Below are 16,881 nucleotides of genomic sequence, written 5' to 3' on the forward strand. Positions count from 1 at the left end.
CCAGAAGCGAACCATCGACGACACCTGGCGACACATCGGACACCTCGTCGCCACCATAGAACCCGACGAATGCTCAAACTACTTCAACAACGCCGGATACGCTTCCGTCAAAACCTGAAGCGCTCTAAGGTCTGCTGATATTCAGGTCCGGCGCAGGCCGGTGCTCACCCACTTCAAGGACGCTCCGCCCCACCGTTCCCGGCTCGGCCCGACCTGACTCTCAACAGGCCTTCGAGCGGTCGAGCCTTTCCGGAACCCGCCCCACACTTTCCGAGAGCGTTTCAGCGATTCATAGAATCGCCGAACCGCTCTAAGCATTTGTTTTTACGCAACTCCGGACGGAAACCGTTCCACGCTTTTCCTGGAATTGCTCTAGCAATTTGCCGCAGTCGCTCAGACCGGAGCAGGGATGCGGTTCGCGTGCCTTTCATCGTCGATCGGGAGGTGAGCCGTCCGCCGCCGTCGCGCCACCGGCATCGGGCTCAGCTTGAACAGGCCGTAATAGACGATGAAGGACGCCATGAAGTAGGGGCCGAGAATCTCGACCTCGAAGAAGGAGCGGATCAGCATCAGCCCGACAGCGCCGGCGAGCACCACCGAATCGGCGTTCCATGCCCCGAACACCACCTTCGATATATGCCCGTAGAAGGCGCGCAGGATGATCAATGCCAGCATGGTGACGCCGATGAAGCCGATCTCGACCAGGGTCTCGACATAGGTGTTGTGGAAGTGGAAGCCGGTGCGGGTCGAGATGTAGAACTCCGCCCACAAGCGTTCCGGATCGGCGAAGCCCTGCACCCAGTAGGCGGCATAGCCGTAGCCGAGCAGCGGATGCAATTGCGCCGCCTCCCAGCCCTGCTGCCACAGATAGGTGCGGCCGGTCAGCGTCGAATCCTTGCCGAAGACGCCGAGCACGACATCCAGCAGACCAAGGTTGAGCGCCGCCACCACCCCTCCCACCAGCGCGCCGCCGCCGACCACGAACAGCACCCGGCGGTAGCGGCGCGACAGGACCCTGCTCATGGTGAGCAGGATGACGACGCCGAACACCGCCGGCAGCGAGGCGACGGATGTCGCCGAATGGGCGATCGCCAGCATGTATGCCGACATCAGGATGATCGGCGCTGTCCAGAAGAAGCTCAGCCAGTTACGCCGGTAGAACATCAGGAAGACGAGGGACAAAAAGATGCCGAAGGAGGAGAAGAAACCGACCTGGTTCTTGGAAGCGAAAGCGCCGACGAAATTGAAGGTGCCGTCGACCGTGTCGAGCGCGTAAGCGTTGACCTTCAGGGAATAGAGCAGGACGAAGAAGATGCCGATCAACGAGCCCAGCACCAGCGTCCGGACGCTGATGGTGCGGGCCGCGACATAGGCACAGACAATGTGCGAGGAGTATTGCACCGCCGCACGCGCGCTGATGCCGGCGGCCTGCGACCAGAAGACCGACAGGCAGACATAGGCCGCGAAGAGTAGCGGCAGCCAGGCGCTCGAGAGCTTCCAAGTGAAGCGCCTGTAGTCGACGAAGAGCAGCGGCAGCCAGACCGCGTAGTAGGCAAGGATCAGGATCTGGCCGAAATTGCTCGAATAGGCGAAGGCAAAGACGGAAACCACAACGGCAAAGGCGCCATAGGCCTTGTTTGCCTCCGGATCGAGCAGAATGGATTTCGGGATCTTCATGCCGGATTTTTGTCCGTTAGCCTTGGAGCGTTCAGCGCGCGGTAGCCGGCGCAAAGCCAATGTTCGGCCTGGCCGGGATGCATTGTGCACTGCAGCATAACCTATCGCCCAACGGCCGGCGGCTCAACCGCAAATGTTGTCACGGGCAAAAGGGGCGACCGTCGGAGGCTTGTTGCATAGCGAAAAGGCCGGAATGGGGCGGCGGCGCAGCCTGGACGCATCACCCGAGCAGCGAATTGTTCCTGCATTTCGGCAGCGGATGGAAATCTGGAGCATTCCAGGAAAAGTGTGTAAACGGTTCTCCGCCCGGAATTGCATAGAAACAAATAGTTAGAGCAGCCCGCCGTTTCCGTGAGACGGTGAACTGCTCCAGACTTCGGACCATCTATGGATGGCGGCGTGCGGCCGGGCGACCAGTTTGCTGGAGGGGATCAGATAGGCTTGCAACGAACACTGATAGTCTGCCACGAACCGCCCTTTCCGCCGACATCCGGCGGTGATCTGAGGAATTTCGGCAATGCCACGGCGGCCGCCGCGTTCGGCCCGGTTTGCCTTGCCTCGGTCGTGCCACAGACCGGCGAAGCGCAACCTGTCGGCCTGGACATCCGCCTGGTTCAGCTGACCAATGAGACCGAACGGCGCGCGCCGTCGCTTGGCTGGCGAAGGATCCGGGGCGAGAGCCGGATACCGCTTCCGGCGCTGGCGCGCCTCAAGGGGCTGGTGCGGGACTTCCGCCCGGACACGATCGTCGTCGAAGGCATTGCGCTGTTCAAACTTCTCGCTCCGTTGCGACCGGCGGTCCGGCAACTGATTCTCGACATGCACAATGTCGAATCGGACCTCGCCGATCAGTTGCCGCGCAAGAAGTTCTGGCCACTGTTTTCCTCCGGCGTCAGACCACTCGAAAGAAGGGCGGCCGCCATCGTCGACCGGATCTGGGTCTGCTCGCAGTTGGATCGCGAGCGGCTGGAGACATTTGTCCAGCCCGCAATACCCATAGACATCGTGCCGAACGGCATCCCGCGCGCCGATCGGATGCCGCAGACGCTGCCTCTGCAACCAGCCGCCTCCGATCGCTTTCCGCTTATCTTTTTTGTTGGCCATCTGGGCTACGAGCCGAACATCGACGCCGCCGAGCGGTTGGCCCGCATTATCTTGCCCCGCATCCACCGGACGCTGCCGGCCGCGACGCTCGTTCTCGCGGGCCGTTCGCCGGGGCCGCCCGTTCGCGCCCTTGCAGGGCTGGATGGGGTCAGTCTGGTCGAGGACCCGGAGGACACCGGGCCGCTGTTGTCCGCTGCCCATCTCACCATCGTGCCGCTTGCCATCGGCGGCGGCACGCGCATCAAGATCCTCGAGGCGACAGCCGCGGGTGTTCCGGTGATCGCGACGCCGCTGGCGGCGGAAGGCCTGGATCTTGTCGAAAACGAAGACATCCTGCTGTCCGACAGCGACGAGGGCTTGGCCGACCTGGCGGTCGGGCTCTGTTCCGACCAGGCGGGCATGACCCGCTTGCGGGCGCGAGCCCATGACTCCGCCTGGTCCCGTTTCGGGCCGCAAGCGATCCGTGACGCGGTTCGCCAGGGATTGGGGCTGGACGCCACGCCCCGCTGACTCCCGTCGTGGCCGCCTTCAAATCATGATCGGACCACCCGGGCCGGATCGAATGCGAGCCGGGTGAGCGCCTGCCTCAGAACGGCCGGCCGCGACGGGCTGCCTTCCAGCGCCGCAAGCGGGTCCGCAGGAATGCTTCAGCGCCAAACGGCAGGGATGGCCTTGCCCGTCACCCGGCCCGTGCCGCGCTGCAGGCGTTGATTGACGAGTTGAGCGAGCCAGCAGCGCGGATGCATGCCGAGTTCACCAATTCGCCCAGCCAGGCGCTCGGGCAGAGGCTTTGATCGCCAGGCAAGAAATGCGCCGGTCAGTCATGCAAGTGCCTGGAAATCGGCGGACCGACTATGAAATCGGAGAAAGTGGCCTCGAAGCCCTCGCGCTGCGGCGAGCAGCACATCATGCCTACATCGACGCTTCGCGAGACCGGGAAATGGGCCAGCCGTACCGGCTTCCAACGGCCGTCCGCAGCATCCCGATACTGGATGCGGATTGCCTCGGCATGTCGGGTCAGGCGTATCCGGACACCGTTCGGGTCCGCGGGAATGGCGACCAGCGACCAGTCGGATCTGTCGTTGGTGACGACGACGGAAAAGTAGGCAAGGCCGTCGGTGTATTCGATGCCCGCCTTGATCCAGTGCGTTTCGCTCAAGCGCAGCATCAGCCCGGCCTGGTCGTAAAGCGCGCTATAGTCGCCGTTCACGGTGACCTCGGCGCTGAAGTCGCCGGCTATCGGCCGGTAGAAGAAATGGCCATTGTCGCGCCGGAAGCCATAGAAGGTCTCACGCCAGAAATCGGTCTCCATGCCGGTGCGAACACGGAGCGTCCCGTCGCCGAACGCGTGGTGCGGCGGCGGGTTGAGCCAGGTCATTCCGGCAAAGCCCGACATTTTTGGGCCTTCCGCCTAGCCGGCAAATGTATAGGCCGTCTTCACGGTGGTGTAGAACTCCATGGCGTAGCGGCCTTGCTCGCGCGGGCCGTAGCTCGAGCCCTTGCGGCCGCCGAAAGGCACATGGAAGTCGACGCCCGCGGTCGGCAGGTTGACCATCACCATCCCCGCTTCGGAATTGCGCTTGAAATGCGTCGCGTGCTTGAGGCTCGTCGTGCAGATGCCGGACGTCAGGCCGAACGGGGTGTCGTTGGCGACGGCCAGCGCCTCGTCATAGTCCTTGACGCGGATGACGTTGGCGACAGGGCCAAAAATCTCCTCGCGCGAGATGCGCATGGCATTGGTGGCGCCGGTGAACAGCGCCGGCCGCAGATAGAAACCGGGCGTCTCGCGCTCCAGCCGCTCGCCGCCGAAGGCGAGCTCGGCGCCTTCCTGGCGGCCGATCGCTATATAGTCCTCGTCCTGCTTCAGCTGGGTCTGGTCGACCACCGGACCGATCTGCGTCTTGGCATCCAGCGCGTCGCCGATGACAAGCTTGTCCAGGCGCTCCCTCATCGCGTCGACGAAGCGGTCGTGGATGCCTTCGGTGACGATCAGGCGCGAGGACGCCGTGCAGCGCTGGCCGGTCGAGAAATAGGCGCCGTTGATCGCGCAGTCGACAGCGACCGCCAGGTCTGCGTCATCGAGCACGACGAGCGGGTTCTTGCCGCCCATCTCGAGCTGGAACTTGCGCATATGCTCCACACCTGCCGCGGCGACGCGCTTTCCCGTGCCGACCGAGCCGGTGAAGGAGATGGCGTTGACGTCGGGGCTGTCGAGCATGGCCTGGCCGACCACCGAGCCCTTGCCCATGACGAGGTTGAGCACGCCCTTGGGCAGGCCGGCGCGATGCAGGATGTCGACGATGGTCCAGGCGCTTTCGGGGACCAGTTCCGCCGGTTTGAAGACGATCGTGTTGCCGTAGGCGAGCGCAGGCGCAATTTTCCAGGCGGGAATGGCGATCGGGAAATTCCACGGCGTGATGATGCCGACGACGCCAACGCCTTCGCGTGTCATCTCGACGCCGACGCCCGGCCGCACACTGGGCACCATCTCGCCCGACAGGCGCAGCGTCTCGCCGGCGAAGAAGTCGAAGATCTGCGCCGCCCGGATGGTTTCGCCGATGCCTTCGGCCAGCGTCTTGCCCTCCTCGCGCGCCAGCGACCGCCCGATCTCGTCCTTGCGCGCCATGATCTCGTCGGACGTCTTCTTCAGCACGGCATGGCGTGCCAGCGGCCCAGAGCGCGACCAGGCCGGAAAGGCGGCCTTGGCTGCGGCGATGGCCTGTTTGGCCTCTTCCGGCCCGGCCGAGGCGTATTCGCCAACGACATCGTTGGTGTTCGAGGGGTTGATGTTGCGCGAGCCGGCCTCGCCCAGCCACTCGCCGTCGATCAGGTTCTTGCGGAGCACGGTCATCTTCATTCCTTCGAGATTGGCTTATTTCTTCGAGATTGCTGGGGCGGCAAGGCGCCGGTCATTTGTCAGACAAATGATATACGCATTGTCCGCTGAAAGGTCTACCCGAGCGCTTTCGATAAAGGTAGGCGCGCGACGGTGGAAGTCCATCGCGCTGCCCGCGACGACCTGTCACGACGTGGAGCTTGAGGCCTCAGACGGAAAACGACCAGAACAGGCAGGCAAGCGTAGCGGCCGCGAAGATGACGAAGAACAGGCTTCTGAGCAGGATGTTGCGACGAAGCTCGTTCATGGTGAGATGCGCCGCCACGATCGCCACTGCGAACAGGAAGCGCCAGTTCAGGAGCGCCGAAAGCACGCCACTTTGGCCGAAGGCCCATCTGGCGAGAAGCGAGCCGACAATGGTGGCGAACAGCACGATCGTCGCCCAGAAGATGGCGTCGGCGGCATGGGTGAGCACGACGCCGGCGGCACGGATAGGCAGGATCATCATCAACAGCGCGCTGAAGAAATAGATGGCGGCGATGGGGAGGAACGAACCCGCTTCGGCAATGCCGTCCAGCCGCTTCATGCCGAAAGCGCCGTAAGGGTAGCCATGCCTTGCGACCGCCAGCGAAAGCGCCATCAGCAAGGCGCTCAGGAGCGTGACCAATGCGAATGTGCCGAGAGCCTTGCTCATGCCGTTCCTTGCCCGAGACGAATCAACGGGAACGATTCTAGCTCAGGGGCACCACACCCGCACCGATTGGCTGACCTAACCTATGCGATTACCGGTTGCCGGATCGAACAGATGCAGCGAGGCCGGATCGGCTGACAGCCGAACCGTGTCGCCCGGCTTCACATCGCTGCGGCCCATGACGAAGACGCAGATCTGCTGGTTGGCGAGCCTGACATAGAATTGCGTCGACAGGCCGAGCGGCTCGACGACCTCGACCTCACCTTTCAGCGCGCCGTCGTCGACCAGCCTGATGTGCTCGGGCCGCAGCCCGACGGTGAGCGCGTCGCCGTCCTTCAGCGGCAGGCCGTCCGGCAGCCTCAGCTTCTGGCCATCGGCGAGCACGGCGTCCACCTTGCCGCCCTTGGTGACCTTCGCCGGCAGGAAATTCATGCCGGGGGAGCCGATGAAGCCGGCGACGAAGGTGTTGACCGGCCGGTCGTAAAGCTCCAGCGGATGGCCGACCTGCTGGACATAGCCGTCATGCATGACGACGATGCGGTCGGCCATGGTCATGGCTTCCACCTGATCATGCGTGACATAGACCGAGGTGGTCTTGAGCTGCTGGTGCAGCGCCTTGATCTCGGCGCGCATATGGACGCGCAGCTTGGCGTCGAGGTTCGACAGCGGCTCGTCGAACAGGAACACCTTCGGGTCGCGCACGATGGCGCGGCCCATGGCGACGCGCTGGCGCTGACCGCCGGAGAGCTGGCGCGGCAAGCGGCCGAGGAAAGTTTCCAGGCCGAGCCGTTTGGCGGCGGCGCCGACCCTGCCGTCGATCGTCGTCTTCTCGGCCTTCTTCAGCATCAGGCTGAAGCCCATGTTGGAGGAGACGTCCATATGCGGGTAGAGCGCATAGGACTGGAACACCATGGCGATGTCGCGGTCCTTCGGCGCCACGTCGTTGACCAGGCGCTCGCCGATGCGTATCTCGCCGCCGGAGACCTCCTCCAGTCCGGCGATCATGCGCAGCAGCGTGGACTTGCCGCAGCCCGACGGACCGACCAGCACGACGAACTCACCGTCGACGATCTCGAGGTCGACGCCGTGCAGGATGCGCAGCGAGCCGTAGTCCTTCTCGACATGTTGCAGGGTGACGGAAGCCATCTTTTATCCTTTGACCGCGCCGGCGGTGAGGCCGGTGACGAGATAGCGTTGCAGGAAGGCGAAGAAGATGCAGACCGGGATCAGCGCCAGGATGGACGCCGCCATCATCTGCCCCCAGTCGACCGCGAACTTGCCGATGAAGGTGAGCAGGCCGACCGCGAACGTCTTCTGCTCGTCGCTGGAGATCAGCATCAGCGCGAACAGCAGTTCGCTCCAGGCGGCGGTGAAGACGAAGCCGAGCGTGGCGCCCATGCCCGGCAGGGTGAGCGGCACGATCACCCGGCGCATCGCCTGAGCGCGCGTGCAGCCGTCGATCATCGCCGCCTCCTCCAGGTCCTTCGGAATGCCGTCGAAGAAGGACTGCATCAGGAAGGTGGCGAAGGCGGTGTTGAAGGCGGTGTAGATGATGATCAGCCCGGTCAGGCTGTTGGTCAGGCCGATGTCGCCCATGATGCGGTAGATCGGCGGGATGACCATGACCAGCGGGAAGGTCTGGGTGAGCAGCAGCAGGATGGCCAAAGTCGCCTTGCCGCGGAAAGTGAAGCGCGACATGGCGTAGCCGGCCAGCGTTGCGATGACGGTGACAAACCCCGCCGTCGACACCGAGACGATGACGCTGTTCAGGAAATAGCGCGGGAAGTCGGAGGCCTCCAGCACGGTGGCGAAATTCTTGAGCGTCATCTCGGACGGCCAGAAGGTGATGCCTTCGGAATAGAGCAGCCGCTCGGGCGTCACCGAGATCTTCAGCGTCCAGAAGATCGGGAACAGCGCGAAGATCACATAGGCTGCGATTGCCGCGTAAAGGCCGACGCCGCCGGCGATGCGCGAGGAGGTGGAGCGACCGGCGATCATCAGACGTGCCTCACCAAAGTGCGGCGGATGGCGATCAGCCCGACCGCATAGGCAATGAGCAGCACCAGAAGCAGCACCGCGACCGCCGAGGCATAGCCCTTGTCCAGCGACTTGAAGGCGCTGACATAGATGTAGACCGGGACGGTGCTGGTCGAGCCTGCCGGCCCGCCCTCCGTCATGACGAAGATCAGGTCGGCGAAGGTGGCGATCCAGATGGTGCGCAGCATGACGGTGATGACGATGGTCGGCGCCAGGAACGGCAGCGTCACCTTGGTGAAGCGCTGCCAGGGCGAGGCGCCATCGATTGCCGCGGCCTCATGCAGCTCGGACGGGATCGACTTCAGCGCGGCGAGCAACGTGATGGCGAAGAAAGGGATGCCGAACCAGATGTTGGCGACGATCGGCCCCCACATGGCGGTGGCCGGATCGGACAGCACATTGGTCGGTTCCGCCTTCAGGCCGAGAGCATAGAGCCAGTGCGGCAGCGGCCCGATGATCGGGTTGAACAGCCAGGCCCAGGTGAGGCCCGAGAGGAAGGACGGCACCGCCCAGGGCAGGAACACCACCGCCTGAACCACCTTGCGGCCATAGAACGGCTTGTCGAGCAGCAGTGCCAGGCCCAGCCCAAGGAAGAACTGGAAGAACAGGCTGGCGACGGTCCACCACAGCGTGTTGACCAGAGCTTGCCCAAGCACGGCGTCGGAGAGCATCGCCTGATACTGGCCGAGGCCGACATACTCCGACTTGAAGGCCGAGAATTTGCGGAAGGAATAGCTGATGCCGATGATCAACGGCACCAGCAGCACCACGACCAGCAGGACGATAGCCGGCGAAAGATAGAGCCATGGCTCGATCGCGGCCCTGCTCAGCCCTTTCTTTCGCGGCCGGGCGGCGGATCGGATTTCGGACACTGCGTAGGTCATACGGTGCTCGCGGTGGTGGGTGGGTGGCGTTGGCGACAGCGTCCTTCTCCCCGTTCACGGGGAGTTGAGGAGCGGTCCGCGCAGCGGACGAAAAGCCAATTGCTTGGCTTTTCGATCCGAAAGCCGGCAGGCAGACAAGGGGCGGCGCCAGCCTGGCAGAACTCGACGCTGCCCCTCATCCGGTCCTTCGGACCACCTTCTCCCCGTGAAACGGGGCGAAGGAAAAGCCTGCGCCTACTTCTTGTTCTTGGCCAGCCAGGCCTGCTGCTCCTTCGTCAGGAACGCCGCCCATTCGTCGGCAACCTGCTTGGCCGGCTTCTGGCCGAGCAGCACTTCCTGGAAGTTCTTGATCGCCACCTGGTCGACGAAGTTGCCGAGGTTCTCCAGATGGGTCGGCGGCGTCACCATTTCATATTTGGAGCTGTCGCTGAGCTCAGTGAACCAGCCCTTGAACTGCTCGGTCTTGAAATGGGCGTCCTGGTCGGCGCCGTTGTGGATCGGGACGACACCGACTTCCTTGGCCCATTCCAGATTGTCCTTGGGCGACAGCAGCGTCGCCATCAGCTTCCAGGCTTCGTCCTTGTGCTGGGAGTTGGCGAACATCGCCCAGCCGGCATAGCCCAGCGTCGGGTAGGACTTGCCGCTCGGGCCGACCGGCAACGGCGCCACGGCGAAGTCGTCGGCGCTCATCTTGTCGGCGATGCCGAGCAACGCATCCGGATCCTGGTTGAGCATGGCGCAGGTGCCGGAATAGAAGCCGGTCACCGTTTCGTTGAAGCCCCAGCTCACGGCGTCCTTCGGCGCCAGACCTTTCTTGTACATGTCGGCCAGCATCTGCAGGCCCTTGACCGAGCCCTCGTCGTTGATGGTCGAGGTGCCGTCCTCGGTGAAGTAGCCGCCCTTGCCGTCGGCGATGTTCATGAACATGTGCATGCCGTTGAAGGCACCGGGGCCGCCGCGAAGGCAGTAGCCGTATTTGCCGGGAATGGCCGAGATCTTCTTGGAGAATTCCACGAACTCGTCGAGGGTTGCCGGCGGACGGTCGAGGCCGGCTTCCTTGAACAGCTTCTTGTTCCAGAACAGCGCGTTCACATAGTAGCCGTAGGGGATCATGAACTGAGTGTTGTTGACGGTCGAGCCGAACTGCTTGGCGCGGTCGCCAAGCGTCTTGGCGTCGTCCCACTTGGCCATGTACGGCCCGAGATCCTCGAGCTGGCCGTTGTTGGCATAGAGGCCCATCCAGCGCTCCGGCATCTCGACGACGTCGGGCGTGTCGCCAGCCTGGACCATGGTGAGGAATTTCTCGAATGCCTGGCCCCAGGGCAGCGAGACGAGCTCGACCTTGATGCCGGGATTGGCCTGCTCGAACTCGGCGATCTGCTTCTTCAGGAATTCGGTGCGCGGCGGGCTGGTGATGACCTCGACCATCTTGACGGTGGTGTCGGCCAGCGCGGCCCCGGCGGAGATCGCCAGACCGGCAACGGCGGCGAGCATGAATGTCAGTCTCTTCATGTTCAGGACTCCCATTTTTTGAACGTTATTTTTTTGACTTGTCGAAGGCCTGGACGACGTCCGCCCAGAGATCCTCGACGTTTTCCAACCCGACATTGAAGCGGATGGTTCGGGGGCTGACGCCGAAGCGCGCCATCGAATTGAGACCCGGCGTCTGCTCGAGCGAGGCCTTTGCCGGCACGACCAGGCTTTCGTGGCCGCCCCAGCTGACGCCGATGCGGAACAGCTTCAGCGCATCGACGAATGCCGGGATGTCGACATCCTCCGTGACCTCGAAGGAGAACAGCCCGGCATAGCCGGCAAGCGTCTTCTTGCCGGGATGGTTGGAATAGGCGGGGTGGTTGACCCGCTCGACCTTGCCGTGCGCCTTGAGGCGCTCGGCAAGGGTGAGACCGCTTTTCATGTGGTGCGGCAGCCTGAGCGGCAGCGTGCGCAGCCCGCGCAGGAGCAACCAGCCCTCGAAAGGCGACAGCTTGCCGCCGAGCGAGGAATAGGTCTGCTCGTTGATGTGCTTGATGTGCGCGGCCGAGCCCGCCACCACGCCGGCGACCGTGTCGCTGTGGCCGCCGAGATATTTCGAGGCCGAATGCAGCACCAGGTCGACGCCGTGCGAGATCGGCTTCTGGAACACAGGCGTCGCCCAGGAATTGTCGATGGTGGTGACGATGCCCTGCTCCTTCGCCAGCCGCGTCAGGTGGGCGATGTCCTGCAGCTCGAACATCATCGATGTCGGGCTTTCGAGGTAAAGCAGCCTGGCGCCGGGAAGGGCCGCGGCAACCGCGTCCGGGTCGGAGCCGTCGACATAGTCGACCTTGATTTGCAAGCGCGGGAACAGCCGCTCGAACAGGCGGTAGGCGTCGCCATAGCAGTTGCGCACGGCAACGATGCGCTCGCCGGCGCCGACGAAGGCAAGCACCGTGGCGCTGATCGCCGCCATGCCGCTGGAGAAGCCGCGTGCGGCCTCGGCACCCTCCAAAGCCGCGACGCGCGCCTCGAACTCCATCACCGTCGGATTGTCGCCGCGTGAATAGATCGGCTGGCGGCGGCGGCCGGCAAAAGTGTCGGCCATGTCGGCATAGCTGTCGAAGGTGAACAGCGATGTCTGGTAGATCGGCGGCACCACGGCGCCGCCCGGGAACGGATCGTCATGGGCGAGAAGCGTCGCCGCCTCGCCGAGATAGTCGCTCGCCAAGGGAGCCGGGTCGAAGTTTGCGGGATGCTCGTTCATTTGCGGTCCGAAAGTTTGAGGTTGGCGGCGCCGCGCTTCAAATCGTCCTCGACGGTGGCGATGAGCTTGAGCGCCTCGGCGCGGGCTCCTTCGGGGTCGCGCGCGACGATGCGGTCGAAGATGGTGCGGTGGTAGGGGAAGCTGGCATGGCCGAAATCGCGTACGCCCAGAGGATGCTCCCAGAAGCGGTGGAACAACTCGTACATGGCGGCGATGATCTGCTCGAACAGCGGATTGCCGGAGGCGCGGAAGATCGCCTGGTGGAATTCCCAGTCCTCGTCCGACGACATGCCGTCACGGGTGCGGAAGGCCTCTTCCATCACGTTGAGCTTATGTTCGATCTCGGCGAGTTCGGCCTTCCCGGCACGAACAGCGCACAGGGCGGCCGCCTCGGCCTCCAGCGCACGACGGATTTCCAGCGTGCACATCAGGCCGGCGAAATCGTTGCCGCCTGCCAATGTCAGCGGCATGTGCAGCATGTCGGGAGAGACGGCCGCCTTGAGATAGGTGCCTGAGCCCTGCCGACGCTCGACGAGGCCAAGCCCCTCCCAGCGCGTCAGCGCCTCGCGCACCGTGTTGCGGCTGACCTTGAGGCGTTCGGCCAGTATGCGCTCGGTCGGCAGCTTCTGGCCGGGGCCCAGCGCCTCCTGCCTGACGAAGCCCGCCAACGCCTTCAGCACCGCGTCATCGCGGGCCGTCGTCTGAATGGGCGGGAGGCTGTCTGTCACGCCGGCGGAGCCTAAAGTGGTTCAATGGTCCAACCAATTTCTGCACAGACCGGATGGGGAGTCAACAGCCGAAATCGAGGCAGGACCGGATGGCGCTTAAGATGCGCCATCCCGGTCGGATCGGGCTCAGCCGCGGATCCGTACCGGCGTGGCGGCCGCGCGAGCCTCGCGCCAGCGAGCGAACATTTCCTCGCGAACCCGCCTCGAGGCCGAGAGCCGCTCTTTTGCCTCCGCAAGGACAGCCGGCGAAGCCTCGGCCGGTGTGCCGGAGCGGAAGGGAGGAGCCGGCGCATATTCGAGCGAGAGCTGCACGATCTCCGCTTCGGCCTGTCCGAGGAGCCTTGCGACCAGCGCAAGACCGAAATCGATGCCCGAGGTGACGCCACCGGCAGTGATCAGTTTGCCGTCCTCGACGATACGCGCATCGACAGGGATTGCGCCGAACTCTTCAAGGAAATCATGTGCATACCAGTGCGTGGTCGCCCGCTTGCCCTTGAGCAGCCCGGCCGCGCCGAGCACCAGGGCGCCGCTGCACACCGAGGTGATGTAGCGCGCCTGCGCCGCGCGCTCCCACACGAAATCGAGAACTGCCTGTCCTCGAGCAGGGCGTTGACGCCGCCTCCGCCCGGAATGCACAGCACGTCGAGAGGCGGGCAGTCGTCGAAGGTCGCCGTCGGTGTGAGGGAAAGACGCGTCGACGACATCACCGGATTGCGATCCTTCCAGATCAATTCCACCTCGGCGCCCTTCGCCGATGACAGGACTTCGTAAGGTCCGGTGAGGTCGAGCTGCTGGACATTGGGGAACACGAGGATGCCGAAACGAAGGGTCATGGAAATCTCCGCAGGTTGACTCCCGGCAATCTAAGGCATCATGCTTTGGCGCGATCGCCAATCACCCCTCGTTTCAGGCCAAATCGAAATGCGCCGCATCGAAGTCCTTGCCTATCCCGACGTCCAGCTCCTCGATGTCAGCGGACCGCTCCAGGTTTTCGCCAGCGCCAACGACTTCAAGACGCAGGCCGGCGAGCCGGCGGCCTATCAAGCCGTGGTTGTTGCCGCTTCCCCCAGGATCAGGACGTCGGCCGGTCTCGCGCTGGAAACCGTGGCGCTGCCGACGCGCGGGCTTGAGATCGACACGCTGATCGTGCCTGGCGGATGGGGCGTCAACGCGGCCTGCGAGACCCCCAACTGATCCAGTGGATCATCGGCCGCTCGCGCGAAGCCAGGCGAACAGCTTCCGTCTGCAGCGGCGCCATGCTGCTGGCGACGGCTGGCCTGCTCGACGGCCGTCGCGCGGTCACCCATTGGGGGCGCTGCGCGGAATTCGCCCGGCGCTTTCCGGCGGTCCGCCTCGAGCCCGACCCGATCTTCATACGCGACGGCAATGTCTGGACGTCTGCCGGCGTAACGGCGGGCATCGATCTCGCCCTTTCCTTCGTCGAGGCCGACCTTGGCCGGCGCATGGCGCTCGCCGTGGCGCGCGAGTTGGTCGTCTTCCTGAAACGCCCTGGCGGCCAGGCGCAGTTCAGCCAGACCCTCAAGCTGCAGGGTGGCGACGGGCGCTTCGACAAGCTGCATGGCTGGATCCTCGAAAATCTGGCCGCCGACCTGTCGCTGGCGCAGTTGGCTGACCACGCCAATATGAGCCGCCGCAGTTTCTCGCGGCGCTATCGCGAGGCCACGGTCGCACACCCGCCCGCGCGATCGAAGAAATCCGCATCGAGGCGGCGCGGCGGATGCTGGAGCGGGGCCAGCCCGTCAACCAGACGGCCCGGCGCTGCGGCTTCGGCTCGGAAGAAACGATGCGGCGTGGATTTCTACGCGTCCTCGGCACCAACCCGCGCGACTATCGCGAGCGTTTCTGACGAGCCTTCTCGCGCCAGCCGGCAGGACTGAACACGCTAACGCGCTGGGACTGCGAGGCCAGCAGCAGCCCTCACGCGCCGAGCTGGTCGGCCTGATACGCAACGACCTGCATCGTGTCCTCCGCAGGCTCATGTGGCTGGACAGCGGCGTAGCCGGCTTCGGTGAGCGCGTAGATGCCGCGCTCGGCCCGGGCGAACCAGCCATAGTAATTGTGCAGCAGGATGCTGGCCGCGCGCGGTGCGACGGCTTTCAAATCGCGCGGCCGCTTCGGGCCATCGGCCATGGCGGCGGCGCAGGCGATCGCTTCCTGCCGGTAGGCGGTCATGATCGGCTTTCGTCGCGTGCTGCCGCCGATCGACGGATCGCCCCTGCGACGGTGATGCTCCTCGACCAGGCGCGAACGCCGCCTCGGATCGCGCCGCGGCGGCACGGCGGCCGGGCTGAGCAGCAGCTCGACCTTGCCCTTTCCGTCGACCGCCAGCAGGCCGAAGCCAAGCCTGCGGCAGAGCGCGCGAAACCGGCGGTCGTGCTCGCGACCCTTGCCGCGTGCCGACATCCTGGCGGCGAGCCAGACTTCGTCGCAGACCGCCGCGCGATCGACGCCCTGCAGGACGAGCTCGAGATTGAACTGCAGCTTCAGCTCGCAGATGACGACCACGGGCGGCTCGCCGTCGCGCAGCCCGACGATGTCGCAGCCGCTGACTTCGCCCTTGACGGTGAAATCCAGGCTCTCGAGGAACCGCTTCACCGGTGCATAGAGGGACGTTTCCTGCATGGGAGAGGCATAGCCGATTCGTGGCCGACCGGCATGTCTTCAGGAGGCGATCCTGCCGTGGCCGCCCTCGTCTTCGACAACCGCAATTCCAGCAGCGGATGGAGCCGCTGCGCCGGATCGTTCTGCGGACTATTGCCTGGCGAACTGGCCCTTATAGGTCTGGCCGGCAAGCGTATAGGTGGCGGCCAGCGTTCCGTCGGGGAGCATCGCAAAGGTGATGTCGGCGCCATTCGGGAGACGCCCGAGCTTCAAGGTGTTGCCGACGATCCTGCCGGAGCCGTCGGCCACTCCCGGCTTGTTGTCGGCCACGTCTCCCCACGCATAGCTGACCGTCACCTGCCCGCCGGAAGATACCGTCAGCACGGCCAGCTTGCCTTCATACATGCCGTCCAGCTGGCCGGCCCATATGCCTGAAAATGCGGCATACCTGGCCGGAACGCCCTTGCCGGGCGGAACGATCGCCACGGATCGGTCCAACACCGCAGAGCCCGGGAGCGCAGGCGCCGCAACAGCAGCAGCCAAGGCGGGTTGGGGCGGAGGCGGAGGAGGAGGCGGCGCGTCGGAAGCCGACTGGCAGGCGACAAGAGCGAATGCCGCGCAACCGAGGATCAGAGAAAGACGAATTTTCGGCATTTTCAGCGATCAGCCCCGATTCTTTGCGAGAAGTCCTAGCACGAATTCAGAAGCTTAGCAGGGACTTCCCCGGGCGCCGGATTCAGGCGCCTTGAATCTCTCGTCCCAGGCTTCGCGGAAAGCAAATGGGAAAAGGCGCAGCTATTTCTCGCGCTTATAGCGTCGTTGTCGGAGAAGGACTGTTTGGTGGAGCCAATCGGAATCGAACCGACGACCTCTTGAATGCCATTCAAGCGCTCTCCCAACTGAGCTATGGCCCCACTCCCGGCAGTCAGCCGGCGCCGTTTCCGGCGAAGAGATCCGGCGCGGTGGGAACCTGCGCCGTTGTTTAGTGCTGGCGGCTTCTAGCGCCGCATTCGGTCAAGATCAAGCCTTCAACGCCGCTTTTTCGTCACAGGCCAAAATGGCCGGCAAACGATCGCGAAAAGGCGAAATCAGACCTCGTCCTCGTCGTCGCCGACGCCGATCATGTCGGAGACGTCGTCGTCCTCTTCCTCCTCGTCGGCAAGGAAGGTGTCGTCGTCATCTTCGCCGAGATCGACATCATCCTCGTCGTCGCCCAGATCGGGCAGATCGTCGCCGCCGCCCTTGGTCTCCTCGTCCGCATCCTCGAGCGAGACGATTTCGGCGCCTTCTTCTTCCTCGGCGTCGATTTCCTTGTCGGCGACGTCCTCGTCGTCCTCGATCGCGGAAATCTTGCCTTCCTCGAAATAGGAACGCGGATAGCTCTTGCCGGTATAGGGCGAGACGATCGGATCCTTGTTTAGGTCGTAGAATTTCCGACCCGTTTCGGGGTCGACACGCTTTGTGCCAAGTTCAGCTTTTGCCACGTCAGGCCTCGTCAAAAAAAGAATGGTCCCCATAACCGCAGTTTTCCGCGCTGTCAAAGCCAAAAGACATGTCCTGAG

At 64.1% G+C, this 16,881-nt stretch carries 14 protein-coding genes, 1 tRNA gene and 3 pseudogenes; 3 read left to right on the forward strand and 15 right to left on the reverse strand.

The features are described 5' to 3' along the window. Positions 1 to 118, forward strand: a pseudogene (locus EN853_RS24405) (IS630 family transposase); the annotation flags it as partial. A gap of 275 nt (positions 119 to 393) precedes the next feature. Here the strand turns inward: EN853_RS24405 and EN853_RS24410 are convergent. After that, positions 394 to 1,677: an O-antigen ligase gene (locus EN853_RS24410; protein WP_127861813.1), complete on the reverse strand. Its 1,284-nt coding sequence runs from the start codon at positions 1,675 to 1,677 to the stop codon at positions 394 to 396. A gap of 387 nt (positions 1,678 to 2,064) precedes the next feature. On the opposite strand from EN853_RS24410, the gene EN853_RS24415 reads away from it, so the two are divergent. Further along, positions 2,065 to 3,291: a glycosyltransferase family 4 protein gene (locus EN853_RS24415; RefSeq protein ID WP_127861812.1), complete on the forward strand. Its 1,227-nt coding sequence runs from the start codon at positions 2,065 to 2,067 to the stop codon at positions 3,289 to 3,291. 307 nt (positions 3,292 to 3,598) lie between these two features. Here EN853_RS24415 and EN853_RS24420 read toward each other — a convergent pair whose 3' ends face one another. The 10 genes and pseudogenes from EN853_RS24420 to EN853_RS24465 all read right to left on the reverse strand — a co-directional run bounded on the left by EN853_RS24420 (position 3,599) and on the right by EN853_RS24465 (position 13,530). Then, a complete protein-coding gene (locus EN853_RS24420; RefSeq protein WP_127861811.1) occupies positions 3,599 to 4,177 on the reverse strand; it encodes a DUF1349 domain-containing protein in 579 nt (192 codons plus the stop codon). Positions 4,178 to 4,192: 15 nt separating this feature from the next. Then, entirely contained in the window at positions 4,193 to 5,632 is a 1,440-nt protein-coding gene (locus tag EN853_RS24425) for an aldehyde dehydrogenase family protein (RefSeq protein ID WP_127861810.1), read from the reverse strand. A 193-nt stretch (positions 5,633 to 5,825) separates the two neighbouring features. After that, complete coding sequence (locus EN853_RS24430; RefSeq protein ID WP_127861809.1) at positions 5,826 to 6,311, reverse strand: hypothetical protein; 486 nt, start codon at positions 6,309 to 6,311, stop codon at positions 5,826 to 5,828. A 75-nt stretch (positions 6,312 to 6,386) separates the two neighbouring features. Further along, the gene (gene ugpC / locus EN853_RS24435) at positions 6,387 to 7,454 is read right to left on the reverse strand and encodes a sn-glycerol-3-phosphate ABC transporter ATP-binding protein UgpC (RefSeq protein WP_127861808.1); all 1,068 of its coding nucleotides are present in this window, start codon (positions 7,452 to 7,454) and stop codon (positions 6,387 to 6,389) included. 3 nt (positions 7,455 to 7,457) lie between these two features. Further along, positions 7,458 to 8,306, reverse strand: a complete 849-nt coding sequence (locus EN853_RS24440; RefSeq protein WP_127861807.1) for a carbohydrate ABC transporter permease — start codon at positions 8,304 to 8,306, stop codon at positions 7,458 to 7,460. Then, entirely contained in the window at positions 8,306 to 9,229 is a 924-nt protein-coding gene (locus tag EN853_RS24445; RefSeq protein WP_127861806.1) for a sugar ABC transporter permease, read from the reverse strand. The genes EN853_RS24440 and EN853_RS24445 overlap by 1 nt, the downstream gene beginning before the upstream one ends. 234 nt (positions 9,230 to 9,463) lie before the next feature. Further along, a complete protein-coding gene (locus EN853_RS24450; RefSeq protein WP_127861805.1) occupies positions 9,464 to 10,741 on the reverse strand; it encodes a sugar ABC transporter substrate-binding protein in 1,278 nt (425 codons plus the stop codon). Positions 10,742 to 10,766: 25 nt separating this feature from the next. Then, complete coding sequence (locus tag EN853_RS24455; RefSeq protein WP_127861804.1) at positions 10,767 to 11,969, reverse strand: PLP-dependent transferase; 1,203 nt, start codon at positions 11,967 to 11,969, stop codon at positions 10,767 to 10,769. Continuing rightward, positions 11,966 to 12,697: a FadR/GntR family transcriptional regulator gene (locus tag EN853_RS24460; RefSeq protein ID WP_127861803.1), complete on the reverse strand. Its 732-nt coding sequence runs from the start codon at positions 12,695 to 12,697 to the stop codon at positions 11,966 to 11,968. Before EN853_RS24460 ends, EN853_RS24455 begins: the two co-directional genes overlap by 4 nt. Before the next feature lie 126 nt (positions 12,698 to 12,823). After that, positions 12,824 to 13,530: pseudogene (locus EN853_RS24465) on the reverse strand (DJ-1/PfpI family protein). A gap of 45 nt (positions 13,531 to 13,575) precedes the next feature. Here EN853_RS24465 and EN853_RS24470 point away from each other — a divergent pair. Next, positions 13,576 to 14,564: pseudogene (locus EN853_RS24470) on the forward strand (helix-turn-helix domain-containing protein). 71 nt (positions 14,565 to 14,635) lie between these two features. Here the strand turns inward: EN853_RS24470 and EN853_RS24475 are convergent. The 4 genes from EN853_RS24475 to EN853_RS24490 all read right to left on the reverse strand — a co-directional run bounded on the left by EN853_RS24475 (position 14,636) and on the right by EN853_RS24490 (position 16,803). Next, positions 14,636 to 15,340, reverse strand: coding sequence for a DUF2161 family putative PD-(D/E)XK-type phosphodiesterase (locus EN853_RS24475; RefSeq protein WP_127861802.1), 705 nt, complete (start codon positions 15,338 to 15,340; stop codon positions 14,636 to 14,638). Between the two features lie 129 nt (positions 15,341 to 15,469). Beyond that, entirely contained in the window at positions 15,470 to 15,805 is a 336-nt protein-coding gene (locus tag EN853_RS24480) for a hypothetical protein (protein WP_245517170.1), read from the reverse strand. A gap of 352 nt (positions 15,806 to 16,157) precedes the next feature. After that, positions 16,158 to 16,233: transfer RNA gene (locus EN853_RS24485), tRNA-Ala, on the reverse strand. 174 nt (positions 16,234 to 16,407) lie between these two features. Next, the gene (locus EN853_RS24490; protein ID WP_127861801.1) at positions 16,408 to 16,803 is read right to left on the reverse strand and encodes a TIGR02300 family protein; all 396 of its coding nucleotides are present in this window, start codon (positions 16,801 to 16,803) and stop codon (positions 16,408 to 16,410) included. Positions 16,804 to 16,881 lie beyond the last annotated feature (78 nt).

The organism is Mesorhizobium sp. M1C.F.Ca.ET.210.01.1.1 (genome assembly GCF_004791585.1).
Lineage (GTDB): Bacteria > Pseudomonadota > Alphaproteobacteria > Rhizobiales > Rhizobiaceae > Mesorhizobium.